Below are 16,975 nucleotides of genomic sequence, written 5' to 3'. Positions count from 1 at the left end.
CCCCTCTTTCGCGTCATGACGGCAGTTCGAGTCGGTAAAAATCGGTGGCGGTCTGCGAGAACAGCGCCGTCTTCTCCGCGTCGCTCAGGGGCGACGCGATGCGCTTGAAGGCGTTGAAGATCACCTGGTAGCTGCACTGGCCCTTGTCCGGCGGGAAATTGCTTTCGAACATCGCGCGGCTCGCGCCGAACGCCTCGATGCAGGTTTCGACATAAGGCTTCCACGCCGCGGCAAGCTCCTCGGATGACGGCGGCTTGGCGCGCAGATGGAAGTCGTAGCCGAGCAGGCACATCGCGAGCCCGCCGAGCTTCACCACGACATTCTCGCACTTCGCGAGCTCCTGGATCGAGGCGCGCCACTGCGGAAACACCTCTTCGCGCCGTCCTGCAAACCGGCCGACGCCGGCCGGGCCGCCGCAATGATCGAGCACGATTCTGGTGTCGGGGAAGGCGCGCGCCAGCTCGGTCAACTCGCCGATCTGCGGATGAAACAGCCAGGCATCGAAGCTGAGGTTCAAGGGCGCAAGGCAGGCAAAGCCCTTGCGGAAGGCCGGGTCCTGCAACAGACCCTTCGGCCTGTTCGCATACATGCCGGCGACAATTGGGTCCTCGTCCCAGGCCGAGGAATGCCGGATGCCGCGGAAGCGGCCGTTGCCGGCGGCGATCTCCGCCTCCAGCACCGGCTTGGCGGCGTCGCCGAGCAGCAGGTTCACATGGCTGACGATGCCGGCGCAGATCGCGGCCTTGCCGTAACCACCGCTTGCGCTCATCGCAGCGACGCCGTTCGCGAACTCGACCTCACCCACGGGCCGGAACGCCTCGGGCCCGTGGGCGCGATACATCGAGCGGCAATCGACATAGACGGTCGCGATGATGTTGTGGCCGGACGCGATGTCATCAGACATCTCCTCGATCAGATAGCGATGGCCGCGATTCCAGAGATGATGATGGGGATCGACGATCGGCCGTGATGGATCGATGATCTCTTCCCGATATTGCGCGAGCCAGTCCTCACGCGGTTCGACGAATAGCCCGCTGGTGTTGGCGGGCAGACCGCTTGCAGCCATCGACGTTCGCTCCCTCTGCTTTTTATCGCGGGAGCTTAGCACCTCATCTCGTCACGCAGCAGCGCGCCTTGCGCAACCGCGTCCTCCGTCGCGAGCGCAGCGGGGTTGCCGTCAGCCCTTGCGCCGCGTCGCCCTCACATTGACCGCCAGCCGCCAATCGGCAGCAGTGGCGGGTTTGACCTCGCCGAGCCAGTGAAAGGAATCGTCTGTGATTTCAACAAAGCTCCAGCGCGTCAGCTCGCCGGCTTCGGTCGTGCCTTCTTGCACAATATCCTCGCCGCGTGGACGGCCGATCTGCTGACGGAACACCGAGCGCGCCGGATCGAACCAGGAAATCCGCCACGCGGAAATGGAGGGATCGTAGACCCGCAGCGTCGTGCCGTACCAGTTGCCGGCGACCGGAAACGCCGGCGCGCCCGCGGGACGAGGAATGATCCAGACGTCCTGGACAGCGCGACCTTCCAGCACCCAGCCGAAATGGATTTCGCCGGGTGCACCATGTTTCGTTCCATCGGCGCCGTGGGCCGTGATCTCGGCATCCCAATCACCGACGAAGCGGCCGTAGAGCCGAAGCGCCACCGCGTGCTCGGGGTTGGGTCCATCCGCGTGTAACAATCTCGCAAAGTCAGTCATGTCGATCTCCTGTTGTCTGGAGATCAGCACGATTGGCCGACAGCCGACTTGGAGAAAATTGCGCGTCAGACCCCGTCGAGGATGATCACCGTCGGCGTTGACGGCAGCGTGTCCCGCGATATCCGCAACGAACGTTCGGTGCGGCGGTCGATCTCGAATTGCTGGCCGATGCGGCGCATGAACTCGTCGAGCGGGGTGGCGAAGCGGTGCATCGGTAGCACCACGGAGGCGCGCAGCCGCCTGGTGATCTCCGAGACGCCGTCGAGCGACATCGTGTAAGTACCATCAATCGGCACCATCACGATGTCGAGCCGCCCGATCTGGGCGAAATGGCTGTCGTCGAGCTTGTGGTGCAAATGGCCGAGATGGCCGATGCAGAGGCCCGCGACCTCGAAGATGAAGATCGAATTACCGTCGCGGATCATGTCCGCGCCGGAATCGTCGCCGAAATAGCGGCGGATGTCGGTCGTGACGTTGCGGATGAAGGTGTCGTCGATTCGTTCCGACACGACGGCCGGCTTGCCGTCCTCGCCCCAGCCGTGCAGCACATGGGGAATGCGCTTGTCGGGATTGAGAGTATAGTGAGTGCTGTGGGCTCGGTTCATGGTGACGACGTCAGGCAGCCGGCCGATCTGATAAGCGCCGCTATAGTCGGTCGCGATGCGCACGCCGCCCGGCGTGTCGATGAAATAGGTGGAGTGGCCGGCATAGGTGATCTCGACCTCGGCCGCGGTCGCCGCCTGCCGGAATGCGACCGGCAACGCGCGAGGCGCGGCGTTCGCCATCGCAAGGCATTCGCTGCGCTGAGGCTGCTGGGCGAGGGCAGGTGTCGCCAGGCAACCAAGAAACGCAAACGCCGTCAGCAATAATCGAGGCATCAGAAGACCGTCCGCCACTTGTCGACGATCTCACGAGTGTATCTACGAACTATCCTCGCGTCATGCAGTACTAGCTAACCGCGCCATTCCGCCGCTTGCTTCGATTAGTCTAACGGCCTTTTTATCGAACGACACGAAGATCTCGGCTCCAAGCCAGCTGCCCTCGTGGGCGATAACTCCGTCGGCGAAATCGCCGCCGGCATCGAGAAGCGCTAACCCAGCTTCCGCGACGGGCCGATTGACGACCACATTGGAGGCATTGATCACGTGGCGGATCGAAGCCGCGATATTCACAGCGGAAGTTTTGTAGCCTCGCGAGAGGACCCAGACCAATTCGCACAATGCGGAGATCGAGATCGCTACTACCTCTGCTTTCTTGAGCAGGGCTTCAGCCGCCTTGCTCTGTTCCGCATCATCCCCGACCAGAACCCGTACCAGGACATTGGTATCGGCTGTTATCTTCATCGCTTTCCGGCCCAGCCGTCAGCAATGATCTCGTTCATCTCCTCGATCGACAGCGACCGACCGTTCGTTTTTCCTTTCAGGAAGCCGAAGGCGTCCGCGATCTTTCCGGTGGGCTGAGCCGCTTTCACCTCGACCCTGCCTCCAGGAAGCTTCTCGATGGAAATCTTGTCACCAGGATGCACGCCGAGGTGCTCCAGCAGATCCTTGCGCAGCGTGACTTGCCCTTTTGCCGTAACGGTTAGCGTGCCCATCTTTGGCCCTCCGATGCTCGGCCCGAATGTAAGGCAAAATAACCTTACTTTCAAGGATCCAACAAATCCGGGAACCGGGTTCACTCCCTGCGCGGGCTGAACTTCCAGGTGATCGCCACCAGGCCCGCGGTGATCAGGCCGCTGGCGATACCGGCGATTGGCAGCGTCAGCAGCAGCGCGGCGGTAGCGGCCCAGCCGATCGAGGAGAAGGCTTCGGCAAAGGTGGCGAGCCGCGACGAGGTCTGACGGCGGCGAAATTGGCTGCGGCGGGCCTGGACGCGGAACCAGAGCTGGATCGCGGTGGCGGAGGCGGCACTGATGATGACCGTGGCTGCCGTGATCGCAGCCTGGAACGGCGAGGCGAAAACCAGCGCCGCAACCAGCGGGCTGAAGATGACGGCGATCGCGATCAGCACCACCTCGATCTTGGCACGGATGACGCGGGAGGGCGTCAGCGGCGCGGTCGCGACCAGATCGGGCGCGTCCTCGCCGGAGATCGTCAACCAGGCGAGCCCACCTGCAAGCTGACCCGCGGCCATCACGATGACGGGCGAGATCAGCGTCAGCGCGACAGAGCTGTCGGCAAAGCTGCGCCACAGCAGCAGCGCCGGTGGCACCAGGTAGAGCAGCTGCATCAGGGTCTGCGAGATCAGCCAGGGATCGCGACAGAGCAGCACGAACTCTTTGCGTCGTAGCGCCTGCTGCCGCGATCCGCCGCGGAACGGTCGCTCCTTCGCGCGCTTGCGGCCGGAAGTGCCGTAGGCAGCGGCGTCGATCGCGGTATCGGCGAAGTGGCCCGAGAAGATCGCCATGACACATCCGAGTAGCACCAGCCCGAGTGCGAGGAGCAGCAGCAGCACCCCGCTGTCGCCCATGGTCGCCTTCGCCGGCCACCACCAGATGCTGTCAACGTCGGGCGCGTTGGCGGCCAGGGTGCCCGATGTCAGGATGGTGAAGCGTGACAGCGTGCCGTAGGAGATGATCGCCGCGACCTGGAGCGCGATCACGAAGCCCGCGCCGATGATCGCGGCCAGGATCTGTGCCACGAAGCGTGTCCGCGCCGGGCCGATGAGGCGAAACAGGAGGATGGTGATGGCAATCGCGATCGCCGCGGCCGACAGGCCCATGGCGATGACCACGCCGAAGGCCGCAAGCCACCGTGCGCCGCCGCCGATCACCAGCACGTCGATGAAGGGCGTCGAGAACAACAGCGCCATCACCGTGACGGTGACCGCGATGGCGGCGATGCGTACCGAGAACAGATTGGCCAGCGTTGCCGGCGAGGACATGATGAGGTCGAGATCGGCGCGGGCGTAAAACACCCGCGTCACCGATTCGATCGCCTGCGACAGCATCAACGTCCAGGCGAGAAGGATCGTCGCCGAGATCACGATCAGCGAGGATTTGTCGAGCGGCAGTTGCAGATTGGCGAAGCGGCCGATCACCGCCCAGGCCGGCACATGCAGCAGCGCGGCGAAGAACAGCAGGCCGATCACGGCGGCACGGCCGCGCCTGCGCCGGCCGCCTGTCATCATGGCGAACCATTCGCGCCAGGCGAGCCGAAGCTCGTGACGGGCAAACCACGAAAGCGCGGTTGCCGAGCTCATGCGGCTTCCCGGATCGTCACCAATGCTATGAAGAGATCTTCGAGGCTGGTGTCGGCATGGCCGTTCTGCTGACGCAACTCGGTCAACGTGCCCTCGGCAACCAGGCGGCCCGAGGCGATCACGCCGATGCGATCGGCCATGCGTTCCGCGACCTCGAGAATATGCGTGGTCATGATGATGGTGCAGCCGGCCTGAACGCGCTCGTTCAACAGGCCCTTCACATGGCGGGCGGAAACGGCGTCGAGCCCGGTCAGCGGCTCGTCGAGAATGATGAGGCGGGGATCGTGCACCAGCGCGCCGGCAAGAGCCACCTTCTGGCGCATGCCCTTGGAGAAACCTTCGCAGCGTTCGTGCCGGTGCGGCTCGAGCCCGAGCGAACTCAGGAGTTCCTCGGCGACCGGTTCCGAGACGGACGGCGCGATGCCCCAGAGACCGGCGACGAATTCGAGATATTCGAGCGGGGTCAGCTTGTCATAGATCATGGGCTCGTCGGAGACCCACGCCATCACCTGCTTGGCGCCGACGGGGTTTTGAAGCGCATCGATGCCGAAGATCGAAACGCCGCCGTCATCGGGCCGCAGCAGGCCTGCAACCATGCGCAAAGTGGTGGTCTTGCCGGCGCCGTTGGGGCCGACCAGCGCATAGAATTCGCCGGCATGAATGGTGAGATCGAGTCTATCGACCGCCAAACGGTCAAAACGCTTCGTTAACCCTCGGACTTCGAGCGCCGATCTGTCCGGCTTCATCACGGCCACACCATCCGTTTTTGCATTGGTCGCGACCATGACCTGAAGATGTTTCGGCACGGTGAATCGCGCTGCCGCAAATGCGGCCATCTGGAAATGGGTGGGCCGTGGTGCTCCGTAAAGAGCCCTACGACCCTCCGCCTGCGGTGCCCGAGTTCACCGGCGCCAGCTCGTCTTCGCGGCAACGCCAGCCATCGGCGGCTTTCACGAAAGCAAACGTCCGCTGGATCCTCAGGCGGCGCGTGACATTGAAGGCTGCTGCGGAGCGCTCCCTGTTGGCGGCTCCCGGTTGCGGACGGCCGGTGCTGAGGTCCCAGCAGGAGCCGGTGCAGGTGGAGGCGACCTTGCTGCAGGCGGTGAAGGGCGCCAGCACGACCATCTCGATCTCGCCGGTGACCTGCGCCTCCTGATCGGTCACATGGCTGTCGAGCGCGTAGACGCGGTTGATGCGGAGGAAATTGCCGCACGAATTGGCGGCGTGAATGCGTGCGGCGCAGAAATCGACGGCGTCGGTGTCTGGCTCCCTGGCCGCGACCTGCCGGCCGAACACCTTCTTGGGATCGCCCTTGGCGGCCGCGATCTCGTCGGTCTTCCGCTTTAGATAGTCGGCGAGGCAATCTTCCGCGGAGCCGAGCTCCTGAGGCGGCACGTTCTCCTTGCCGACCAGATTGCATTTGCGATCGCGTTCTCTCGTCCAGCGGCCGTATTCGGCGAACGCAAAACGTGCCCCGGTCGGGTCCAGTCTGCCGATCAGGCCGAGCACCTGGCTGTTGAGCTCGGTCTCGGTGAGCGCCAGTGACGGGTCTGCGCAAATCAGCGCGCCGGCCGCGGTGTTGGCCGCGAGACAGTCGAAATCGGGATCTCGCACGATTGCGGTGCGATCCTCGGTCACCCTGAGAAGGCAAGCCTTCACCCGGTCGAAATCCTCATAGCGGATCGCGGTCTGGCCAATGATGCCGCAGCCGAGATTGCGTTGGCGGATCCAGATCGCGTTTTCTTCGATACCAGGCAGGCGATCGGGCAGGCGGGCGAGCCGCGCCTCGACGGCGGTAGAGAGCTTCTCGGCGGCGGCCGACAGCTCGGCATCACCGCAGAACAATTGATTGCCGGGGTCGCGGATCTGCCGGCAGTTGTTCTTGGCGAACAGCGGTAGCCCGTCGGCAACGGAGCGTTCGGATGTGCCGGGTTGCGCGAAGCCTGGTGCCACCGGTAATGCCAGCAGCGCAAGCACAGTCATCACGATCAACCGCATCCCCATTGTCCCCAGCGTGGCCATGGCCATGCTAGCGTCCCGGATCGCGCGGCGAAACGGATTTGTGGCGGATGGTTACACCCGGATCAGCGCGCGTCAGTCTCGGCCGACACCATCGACACAAGCTGGCCCTCGCCCCGCACGGGTTCGCTGGCATATTTCAGCACGGCGGATTGGTAGAGCACATACAGCGGCTGGTAGTTGCGCGCGTCGTCATCTTCGACCATCGCCATGCGGCGGTTGTCCAGCATCAGCCAGTGGCCGTCGAGCCTTGCCGAGGCAACCGCGTGGCCTTCGCCGCTGCGGGTGTCGCGCACCACGACGAGGCGGAGGTCCTCCGCGGCGATCCCGGCAAGCCGCAAGGCAGCCAGCTTGGCGATGGCGTAATCCTCGCAATCGCCGGCGCCGCGCTCGAAGGTCGCGAGCGGCGAGCTCCAGATGTCTTCGGCGCCGTCATTTTCGGCGCGGATGGCGAGGTTGATGGCACGGTTGGCCTCGCCGAGCAGCGCCCGGCCGTCGCGGGTGCGGGCCTGGTCGACGATGGCGAGCAATCTCAGCGCCGCGGGCGAGGCGCAATTGTCGCGGTCGCCATCGCACAGTGCGAGTTGCACCATGTCGTCGTCGAGCTTCTCCTTCAGCCCGAACCATTTCTGCCGCAGGCCACCGTTGGACATGGCGAAGGCGAACACGCCGAACGGCTCGGCCGATTTTCGTACGAGCACGCCTGCACCCGGCGACAGCAATGTGCCGGCACGAAGATCGGCGGCCGATCCGAACAGGATCAACCCGCACAGGACAAGGATCGCGCGCCAGGCGCGCGGGCGAGCAGCGGTCTCCATCTGACATCCCCTTATCCGCTTCGCCAGGTCCCCCTCGACCTCAACGTGCCGGGCTTGTTGCTTTCGCGGAGATAGTGCGAGGCAGGCCGTTTTGTTCTGCTTAACGTGCTTGGGCGGGGCCCCAAATCCGTGGGGCAGGCTGAACCGGGCCCGGCCAGATTGCGTAAAATTTTACGATTCGCCGGTTAGGACGGGCCTCACTGCCGCGAAATAGAATCAATTGCAGGCAGAAATTGTGAGCGTTCCGATTCTTCGCCTATGGCTAATGACCCGCTATTTCACGAGTTCTGTTAATTGGGTCACAGATTTAACTCCGTATTTGCCGCAGGATATTGAGGGGCTCTACGAAGAAGAGATGACACAAGTATCCGCCGTCAAATCCGTGCGGCTGATTACTTTGGATGACTTAAAATGTGCGCAATAATCCGGATTCGACTGAAAAATATTCGAAAAGATACTTCCCCTCATCTATGGATGTCGCTGTAGGCATAGTCGTGGGCGGCCAGGTGATGCGAAATCACACAAGCAATAGATGGTTTCGCTAAGGACTTGGTAATGCTATGCAAGCTTAGGCGGTCGATACTTACTTAGATTTTAACCCTTTTTACGGTGCCCGGTTGAATTACGCTGGCAAATTTGACGCCGCGCTCTCTTTGGATGGCCAATCGAATGGCCAGGGTTCCCGTTCGCCCGCCTACGACCATGTCGATTCCTTTACCGCCAAGGCACATGGCCATGTGCCCGAAGGCGCGGTCGTCATTGCCGACCCCAATCTGATTTTCAACGGCGAGCTCAAACGCACAGGTCTCGATCTCGTGCTGTCTCACGACGGCCATGAGTTCGTCGTTCACGATTATTTCAGGGGCGACAAGCGCGCGGCGATTGCCTCGCCGGACGGCGCCCATCTCACCGGCGACATCGTCAGCGCGCTCACGGGTTACGTCCAGTATGCGCAGGCCGCGCCCGGCGCCGATGCGGCGCAAGTCATCGGCCACGTCACCAAGCTGACCGGCAGCGCGACCGCGATCCGCAACGGCGTCTCGGTCATCCTGAACAACGGCGACAACGTCGAGAAGGGCGACGTGGTCTCGACCGGCTCGGATTCGACGCTCGGCGTCACCTTCATCGACGGTACCGTGTTCGGCCTGTCCTCCAACGCGCGGATGGTGCTGAACGAGATGGTCTACGACCCCAACGGGTCGAACAATTCCTCGCTGCTCAGCCTGGTCGCGGGCACCATCACCTTTGTCGCCGGCGAGACCGCCAAGCACGGTGACATGAAGATCGACACGCCGGTCGCCACCATGGGCATCCGTGGCACGGCCGTGCTGACCGAGATCAATTTCGTCGTTCCAGCGGGCGGCGGCGATCCGCAGCCGCAGGCGAACTTCCAGGTGCTGGTCGAGCCGAACGGTACCACCGGCTCCTACATCCTGTTCGACAAGCTGACGCTGCTGCCGATCGCGACGGTCAACCAGGCCGGCCAGATGGTCCAGATCAGCGGTGGCAACGTCTCGATCACCAATGGGCTGCTGTCGCCGGACGTGCAGAAGCTGATCACGGACGTGTTCACGCTGAAGTTCACGGACAACAACACCAACACCAAGTTGACCACGAACTTCACCGACACCATCACGCAGAACGGCAACATCGTCCTGATCAAGACGGACACTGGTGCGACCGCGACCGCGACCTTCACCAACACCGCCACCAATGGCAACGGCTCGGGGCAGGGCGGGCCGGACAAGGGGGGCGACCGTTTTCCCGGCGCGCCGCTGTCGCGCAGCCTCGATCTCGACGGCAACGTCACCTCGGCGTTCAAGCTGAACGAGCACGCGAACACGACCGCCGACCACGCTGACACGACCGGCGACACCGTCGGTGCTGACACGGTGTCCGGCCGGATTACTTTCGCCGATCAGAATCTCGGCGACCGGCCGACGGTTTCGGTGAACCTCGCTGAAGCGCCCAACTTTGCCTACCAGAACGCTGGCCAGCAGGATGTCACCGGCTCGCTCACCGCGCTGCAGAAGCAGGACATCGCGGCGACGCAGATCCATATCAGCGTCGTCGCCGACGGGGCCAACAACAACAACGGTTCGGCGGTCTGGACCTACACGATCCCCGATCACGTCTTCGACTTCCTGGCGGCTGGAGAAACGTTGACGCTGACCTACATGGTCCGCATCGACAACAATTTCTCGGTCAACCCCGAAACCGCGTTCATCCCGATCACCATCACGATCACCGGCACCAACGACAAGCCCGTGATCGCCACCAGCGTTCCGACCATCACCTTTGCCGGCGGCACCAGCATCCCGGGCGGCCCGCTCGACACCGAGGCGCCGACGTCGGGTACGCTGACCTTCACCGATGTCGATCTCACCGACACGCACACCGTGTCGGTGTCCAAATTCAGCGCGGCCCTGCCCGGCGGTACCGTCCCCAAGGCGATCTCCGACTTCCTCGCGAGTGCCTTGCTGGTTTCGATCTCATCCGGTCACGACAGCACGGGGACCGGCACGGGATCGATCAACTGGTCGCTGAAGGATATCCCGGTCTACCTCGCCGACTTCATCCCGAAGGGCGAAGTGCTGACGCTGATCTACACCGTGACGGTCAAGGATTCGCAAGGCGCGACCTCGGACCAGACCGTTACGGTCACGATCACCGGCACCGATGCACCTGCCGTGGTGTGGATCGCGACGAACACGCCGGGAGCTCCTTCCGGCGGCTTCTGGAAGGACGGCGCGAACTGGGAAACCGGCAACGCACCGACGATCAACGACGACGTCATCGTCATCACCGATCAGCTGCACGGGCTGACGCCGTCCTATCCCGTTACGATCGACGCAGCCGCATACGCCAATTCGCTGACGATGAACGACTTCGACACCAACGCCGGCCACACGGCCCCGGAGGTGATCAACAAGAGCTCGTTGACGATCGCCACGACGCTCACGCTGGGTGCCGATTCAAAGTTCACCAATCTGACGACTGGCAGCATATCGGTTGGCGGCAAGGCCGAGTTTTCGGGCACGAGCGTGCTCACGAATGCCGGGTATCTGACGCTCGACGCTGGTGGCGATTTCACCAGCGGGACGTCGATCACCAATTCCGGCACGATCGAGCTGTTCGGCGGTACGTTGACGACGCTGACCGAAATCCACAATGCCGGCGGCACCCTCAAGGTGGATGGCGGCGCGACGCTGATTGTCGACGCTACGACGGTCGACGGCGGCACGGTCACAATTCTCGGCACGCTGGAGCTCGATGGCACCAGCCTGATCGAGAACGGCGCGCTGAACAATTCCGGCACGGTCAACGTCAAGGGTACGACGGAATTCGCGCACGAGACCGTCGTCAATTCATCCCTGAGCACGATCGAAGTGTGGGCGAACGGCGCCCTGACAATCGACAAGAGCTCAGGCGTCACCAACAGGGGCGACGTCAAGGTCGATGCGACCGGCAAGCTGATTGTCAACAGCGCCACGCTAGATGGCGGTGCGCTCACCAGCGGTCCCGGCGTGACGGTGCTCGGAGATGAAGCGCCGCAGGCCGGCGAGATCACCGTGATTACCGGTGTCACGGGAATCGGCACCGTCACGAATAACGGCGAGCTCGACCTCACCGGCAACGCCGTGCTCAGCAACGGCATCCTGAAGAACAACGGCACCCTCAATGTCAGCGGCACGGGCAACGCGTTAAGCGGCGAGACCGTCACCAATGCCGGAACCCTCGAGGTGCTCACAGGCGCGCTCGCCATCGGTCCGGGGTCTACGGTCGGCAATTCCGGCGGCAACGTCATTGTCGATGCCGCCTTGACCCTGGCCGGCGCCACGATCAGCGGCGGCGCCGTCAAGGGCGCCGGCAGCATCGACGTGACCTCCGCCAGCAAGATCGACGGCGGCGCGACCCTGAGCACGAGCACAGTTATTGTTGACGCCCAGCTGACGCTGGACGGCATCACTGTCTCGGGCTCGGTCATCACCGACAATGCCGGCATCGAGCTCGACAACACCGTCAAGCTCCAGGGCGGCGCCAGGATCCAGGGCGCGTCAGCAGACGCCAAGGGCGAGATTGCCAACAACGGCACGCTGGAGATCGCCGGCGCTGCGACGCTGCTCAACGACGTCGTGACCAATAACGGTACGGTGAAGGTCGACGGCGGCCAGACGCTGACATTGTCGAGCACCGAGATCGACGGTGGCACGCTGACGATTGCCGGCACGCTGGAATCGACCGGGACGAGCGCGATTATCGGCGCCAACATTGCCAATGACGGCACGGTGTCGGTCACCAGCGGCGTGCTGACGATCGACGCGGATGCTCTTCATACCATCACCAACGACGATCTGATCGAGGTGATCAACGGCGCCGGGCTCGATATCTCCGGCGGGCTGACGATCGCCAACAAGGGCGGGACGATCACGGTCGACGGCGCCTCGAAACTCTATCTGTCGGATGTGACGATCAACGACGGCAGTCTGGATAATTCCGGCAATCTGTACGCGGTCTCCGGTCTCAACACGATCACGGCTAGCGTCGCCAATACCGGGACCATCGAGGTGCAGGCCGGCACGCTCGACCTGGCCGGCGGCATCACCGGCGCCGGCAAAGTGATCGTCGACCACGACGCGACGCTGGAGTTTTCGGGCGCGACCGGTTCGATCCACATCGTCAATTCCGGCTCGATCATCGGCGCCGGAAGCGATGCGGCGATCCACATCCAGCAGGACACGGCCGGCTCGGTAATCGACAATGATGGCACGATCGGGCCCGACGCCGCCAGCGTGACCTCGACGACCTATGCGATCGTCGAGACCGGCGGGGCGATCACGATCAACAACACTGGCCATATCAACGGCAACATCTCGGTTGCCACCGCGACCTTCAACAACGAGGCCTACGGCACCTGGACGGTCGCTGGCACCAGCGTGTTCGGTACCGGGTCTTCGATCGTCAACGACGGCACCATCGATCTGCATGACGGGGCTTCGATTTCCGCGGGCGGCCTCGGCCTCGCGAATCACAACGAGATCGACAGCTGGGGCGCGGCGTCCGTCTCGGGCACCATCGCCAATACGGGCACCATCGAGGTCCATGACGGGCACTTGACCCTGTTCGGGTCGCTGTCCGGCTCCGGCTCGGTCACCGTCGATGTTGGCGCGACGCTGGAGATCGAGGGCACGGTATCGCAGACGATCACGCTCGCTGGCGATGGCGCCCACCTTCAGATTGACACATCGACGTTCGGCGGATCGATCGCGGCGTTGTCCGCCACCGACACGATCGACCTGTCGACCATCAAATACGGGCTCGGCACCAGCGCGGTTTACGTTGCCAACGCCGATGCCTCAACTGGCGGTGTGCTGACCGTCACCGACGCCGATGGCCATACCATCAGCCTGAAGCTGTCCGGCGCCGACTACAGCAGCGCCCATTTCGCCGGCAGCGATGATGGCAGCGGCCACACGTTGATCACGATCAACGCGAACGACGATGCGCCGGCCTTCACTGCAACCGGTGCAACGCTGACAGCCGGCTTCTCCGAGCTCGCCGACACCACCGGCGCTTCCATGACGTACGATCCGGCGCCGGCCGCGACCGGCTCGATCGCCTTCACCGACATCGATCTGACCGACCGGCCGACGGCAACGATCACCCACCAGGACGTGACCTGGCTCGACCATTCCACGCAACTGACGCTGACACCAGCCGAGCTCTCCGCGCTGGAAGCCGCGCTGTTGCTGCAGCAGACCGGCAAGAACAACGGCACTGTCGGCTGGAGCTATTCGATCGCCGACGGCACGCTGGATTTCCTCGGCCAGGACCAGACCGCGAAGGTTGTCTCGACTATCACGCTCGACGACCACCAGGGTCAGAAGACGACGGCCGATGTCACGATCACGATCACCGGCAAGAACGACGCGCCGACGCTGGCCGCGGTGAGCACGGGTCCGCTCACCGATACCGCCGCGAACGACAGCTTTCCGCACATCACGGGCACGCTGGTCGGGAGCGATGCCGACCATGGCGAGACGGCAACGCTGCACTATGCCGTGCTCGATGGGACGACCGCAGTGGCAACGCTCGCGGGCCATTACGGCTCGCTGACGGTCAACTCCAATGGCACCTACGACTATTTGCCCGATGCCACCGCGATCAACGCGCTGTCGGCCGGCTCTTATGTCGATACTTTCACGGTGCAGACCAAGGACGCGCATGGCGCGACCGGCACGGCGACACTCACGGTGGACGTGACCGGCGCGAACGACGCGCCGGTGATCAACGTCGACCAGATCAGTGTCACGCAGCATAGCGATGAGCAGGTGATCGTACACGGTCTGTCAGTCACCGATGCCGATGCTGCCGCCAATGAAACATTCACGCTCGCCGCGAGCACCGCTGCCTCGGGTAGCAACGTGAGCCCGTCATCGGCGACCGGTTCTCTGGCCCATATCAATTCGACGTTGCAGACGATGACCTACAACGAAGGCAGCGGAGAGCCTTCCACGGACAAGGTCACGCTCACCGTGACCGACGGCCACAATGCGTCCGATACGGTCAACCTGATTTTCAATCTCGCCGAAAGCTCGAACGATCATATGAGGCTCGCCGGCACGACCGGCAAGGACGTGTTCTTCGGGACCAGCTATCAGGAACAATTCGTGTTCGCGGCCAATTCGAACCACGACACGATCGTGAATTTCACGCCAAATCAGGATCACATCGACCTGACCGCCGTCGTGGCGACCGATATCGACGCTGCATGGATCGCGCACCACGTGGCGGCTTCGCCGACCAATCCCGCGGATAGCCTGATCACGATCGATGCCGCTGACACGATCCTCCTGAAGGGCGTCCACGCCGCCAATCTCCACGCGAGCGACTTCATCGTTCATCCCGGATAATTGCTCGGCCGACGCCGATCGTCTGCACGTGCGTTCGGCGCTGCCATTGGCCGGCAATGCGTGATATTCAATCGACATGAAGCGTCTCAGAATCCTGCGCCGGTGGTTGGCGCGAAAGTTCGGCTTGGCGCGGCTGCTGTGCCTTGCGCTGTTGGTCGTATTCGCCGGCTTGCGCGTCTGGGATCCGCCGCCGGTGCAGGAATTGCGGCTGCGCACCTTCGACCTGTTCCAGCTGGTCGACCCCCGTCACAAGACGGTGCGGCCGGTCACCATCGTCGACATCGACGACAGGAGCCTCGCCAAGTTTGGCCAATGGCCGTGGTCGCGGACGCGGATCGCGGACATGATCATCAACCTCACCAACAATGGCGCGGTGGCGATCGGCTTCGACGTGGTGTTCTCGGAGCCGGATCGGCTCAATCCGGATCTGGTCGCCAACCAGATGCGCTATCTGGACGACGCCACGCGGATGAAGCTGCGCGAACTGCCGAGCAACGACCAGATCCTCTCGGACGCGATCAAGCGCTCACACGTCGTGCTCGGCGAAACCGGGCTGCCCGAGGTCGAGTCGGAGCTGGACAAGACGCTCCCCTTCACCGGTGTCGCGACGGTCGGCGAGGAGGGCGCCGAAAAATTCTTGTTTGAATTCCCCGGCCTGTTGCGCAACGTGCCAGTGATCGAGAAGGTCGCCGCCGGTCGTGGCTTGTTCTCCATCAAGACCGAGCGCGACGGCTTCATCCGCCGCGTGCCGATGATCATGCGCGCCCAGGGCAACATCATGCCCTCGCTCAGCCTCGAGATCCTGCGGGTCGTCACGGGAACGCCAACGCTGCTGGTTCGCACCGACAAGACCGGCATCCGCGCCATCCGCCTCAAGGGCGTCGAGATCCCGACCGACAAGAACGGCCAGCTCTGGGTGCATTACGCCCGCCGCGATCCTTCGATCTATGTTTCTGCAGCGGACGTGCTCGACAACACCGTGCCGCCGGGCAGGATCGCCGGCAAGCTGGTGCTGATCGGCACCTCCGCGGCCGGGCTGAACGACCTCAAGACCACGCCGGTGTCCTCGACCATGCCGGGCGTCGAGATTCACGCCCAGATACTCGAAAGCGTGCTGAGCGGCGGCGCGGTGATCTCGCAGCCGAATTATGCGCTCGGCATCGAGCTGCTGGCCGCGCTGATCATCGGCCTTCTCGTCATCATCTTCACGCCGAATCTCGGGCCGGTGCGGCTCGTGCTCGCGGGCGCGATGTTTGCCGCGGTCCTGATCGGCACGTCCTGGTTCTTCTATTGGCGGTACCGCTATCTCATCGACTTCACCTATCCGCTGCTCTCGACCACCGCGATCTACCTGACGTTCATCTTCGCGAGCTTCGTGCGCGAGCAGCGGCAGCGCGTGCAGATCCGTGGCATATTCGCGCAGTATATGTCGCCGGTGTTGGTCGAGCAGCTCGCGCAATCACCTGAGAAGGTCGTGCTGGGCGGCGAGGAGCGCGAGCTCACGATCATGTTTTCCGACGTACGCGGGTTCACCTCTATCTCGGAAAGTTACAAGCACGATCCTCAAGGCTTGATCACGCTGATGAACCGCTTCCTGACGCCGCTGACCGACGTGATCATCGAAGAGAAGGGTTACGTCGATAAATACATGGGCGACGCCATCATGGCATTCTGGAATGCGCCGCTCGACGATGCCGAGCACCAGGTCAACGCCTGCGAGGCCGCGATCCGGATGCTCGAGAAGATCGACGTGGTCAACAAGGAGCGCGAGCAGGAAGCCGCCGATGGCGGTCACGTCTATATTCCGCTCAACGTGGGCATCGGTCTCAACACCGGCATCGGCGTGGTCGGCAACATGGGCTCAGATCTGAAGAAGAACTATTCGGTGCTCGGCGACAGCGTGAACCTGGCGTCACGCCTCGAAGGCCAGACCAAGGAATACGGCTTTCCGATCATCGTCGGCTCCCGCACCGCGCTCGCCGCCAAGGACAAGTTCGCGATCCTCGAGCTCGACTTCATCATGGTCAAGGGCAAGAGCGAGCCGGAGGTGATCTATGCCATCGCAGGCCGCGAGGACGTGATGCAGTCGGGCGCGTTCCAGCGCCTGCGCAACATCACCATCGAGATGCTCGGCTGCTACCGCAACCGCGACTGGCAGGGCGCGCAGGATGCCATCGAGCGCGGCCGCCGCAGCGAGGATGCCGATACGCTGGAAAAGCTGCTCAAGCTGTACGAAGCGCGCATCAAGGATCTCAAAATCGATCCCCCGCCGGAAGGCTGGACGGGCGCGTATGCGCTGCTGACGAAGTAGGGGAAGGGCCGGC

The 16,975-nt window shown here is 63.3% G+C and carries 11 protein-coding genes; 2 read left to right on the top strand and 9 right to left on the bottom strand.

Annotated elements, in window-relative coordinates:
* Positions 1-13: 13 nt before the first annotated feature.
* The 9 genes from ABIA96_RS05735 to ABIA96_RS05695 all read right to left on the bottom strand — a co-directional run bounded on the left by ABIA96_RS05735 (position 14) and on the right by ABIA96_RS05695 (position 7,737).
* Positions 14-1,066 (bottom strand): amidohydrolase family protein, encoded by a 1,053-nt coding sequence (locus tag ABIA96_RS05735; RefSeq protein WP_354136046.1) that lies wholly within the window; start codon positions 1,064-1,066, stop codon positions 14-16.
* A gap of 111 nt (positions 1,067-1,177) precedes the next feature.
* Positions 1,178-1,699 (bottom strand): hypothetical protein, encoded by a 522-nt coding sequence (locus ABIA96_RS05730; protein ID WP_354136045.1) that lies wholly within the window; start codon positions 1,697-1,699, stop codon positions 1,178-1,180.
* A 65-nt stretch (positions 1,700-1,764) separates the two neighbouring features.
* Positions 1,765-2,577 carry an MBL fold metallo-hydrolase gene (locus ABIA96_RS05725; RefSeq protein WP_354136044.1) on the bottom strand — a complete coding sequence of 271 codons (813 nt, stop codon included), beginning with the start codon at positions 2,575-2,577 and terminating at the stop codon, positions 1,765-1,767.
* Between the two features lie 60 nt (positions 2,578-2,637).
* Positions 2,638-3,042, bottom strand: coding sequence for a type II toxin-antitoxin system VapC family toxin (locus tag ABIA96_RS05720; RefSeq protein WP_354136043.1), 405 nt, complete (start codon positions 3,040-3,042; stop codon positions 2,638-2,640).
* On the bottom strand, positions 3,039-3,293 hold the full coding sequence (locus ABIA96_RS05715) for an AbrB/MazE/SpoVT family DNA-binding domain-containing protein (protein ID WP_354136042.1): 255 nt from the start codon (positions 3,291-3,293) through the stop codon (positions 3,039-3,041). The genes ABIA96_RS05720 and ABIA96_RS05715 overlap by 4 nt, the downstream gene beginning before the upstream one ends.
* An 80-nt stretch (positions 3,294-3,373) precedes the next feature.
* Positions 3,374-4,900, bottom strand: a complete 1,527-nt coding sequence (locus ABIA96_RS05710; protein ID WP_354136041.1) for a permease — start codon at positions 4,898-4,900, stop codon at positions 3,374-3,376.
* Complete coding sequence (locus tag ABIA96_RS05705; RefSeq protein ID WP_354136424.1) at positions 4,897-5,646, bottom strand: ABC transporter ATP-binding protein; 750 nt, start codon at positions 5,644-5,646, stop codon at positions 4,897-4,899. Before ABIA96_RS05705 ends, ABIA96_RS05710 begins: the two co-directional genes overlap by 4 nt.
* Before the next feature lie 127 nt (positions 5,647-5,773).
* Entirely contained in the window at positions 5,774-6,898 is a 1,125-nt protein-coding gene (locus tag ABIA96_RS05700) for a lysozyme inhibitor LprI family protein (RefSeq protein ID WP_354136423.1), read from the bottom strand.
* 86 nt (positions 6,899-6,984) lie between these two features.
* Entirely contained in the window at positions 6,985-7,737 is a 753-nt protein-coding gene (locus ABIA96_RS05695) for a transglutaminase-like cysteine peptidase (protein WP_354136040.1), read from the bottom strand.
* Between the two features lie 617 nt (positions 7,738-8,354).
* Between ABIA96_RS05695 and ABIA96_RS05690 the strand changes: the two genes are divergently transcribed.
* Entirely contained in the window at positions 8,355-14,651 is a 6,297-nt protein-coding gene (locus tag ABIA96_RS05690; protein ID WP_502918800.1) for a VCBS domain-containing protein, read from the top strand.
* Between the two features lie 76 nt (positions 14,652-14,727).
* On the top strand, positions 14,728-16,962 hold the full coding sequence (locus ABIA96_RS05685) for a CHASE2 domain-containing protein (RefSeq protein ID WP_354136038.1): 2,235 nt from the start codon (positions 14,728-14,730) through the stop codon (positions 16,960-16,962).
* Positions 16,963-16,975 lie beyond the last annotated feature (13 nt).

The sequence above is a fragment of the Bradyrhizobium sp. LB11.1 genome, from assembly GCF_040549385.1.
In the GTDB taxonomy this organism is placed as follows: Bacteria; Pseudomonadota; Alphaproteobacteria; order Rhizobiales; family Xanthobacteraceae; genus Bradyrhizobium.
Note: the sequence above shows the minus strand (reverse complement) of the source record. Positions and strands in the feature narration are given on the sequence as shown.

Bases quoted from the DNA above. Each gene is read 5' to 3' on its own strand.
- ABIA96_RS05730 (WP_354136045.1), bottom strand. From the start codon at position 1,699: ATGACTGACTTTGCGAGATTGTTACACGCGGATGGACCCAACCCCGAG.
- ABIA96_RS05720 (WP_354136043.1), bottom strand. From the start codon at position 3,042: ATGAAGATAACAGCCGATACCAATGTCCTGGTACGGGTTCTGGTCGGG.
- ABIA96_RS05685 (WP_354136038.1), top strand. From the start codon at position 14,728: ATGAAGCGTCTCAGAATCCTGCGCCGGTGGTTGGCGCGAAAGTTCGGC.
- ABIA96_RS05735 (WP_354136046.1), bottom strand. From the start codon at position 1,066: ATGGCTGCAAGCGGTCTGCCCGCCAACACCAGCGGGCTATTCGTCGAA.
- ABIA96_RS05725 (WP_354136044.1), bottom strand. From the start codon at position 2,577: ATGCCTCGATTATTGCTGACGGCGTTTGCGTTTCTTGGTTGCCTGGCG.
- ABIA96_RS05715 (WP_354136042.1), bottom strand. From the start codon at position 3,293: ATGGGCACGCTAACCGTTACGGCAAAAGGGCAAGTCACGCTGCGCAAG.
- ABIA96_RS05695 (WP_354136040.1), bottom strand. From the start codon at position 7,737: ATGGAGACCGCTGCTCGCCCGCGCGCCTGGCGCGCGATCCTTGTCCTG.
- ABIA96_RS05710 (WP_354136041.1), bottom strand. From the start codon at position 4,900: ATGAGCTCGGCAACCGCGCTTTCGTGGTTTGCCCGTCACGAGCTTCGG.
- ABIA96_RS05705 (WP_354136424.1), bottom strand. From the start codon at position 5,646: ATGAAGCCGGACAGATCGGCGCTCGAAGTCCGAGGGTTAACGAAGCGT.
- ABIA96_RS05700 (WP_354136423.1), bottom strand. From the start codon at position 6,898: ATGCGGTTGATCGTGATGACTGTGCTTGCGCTGCTGGCATTACCGGTG.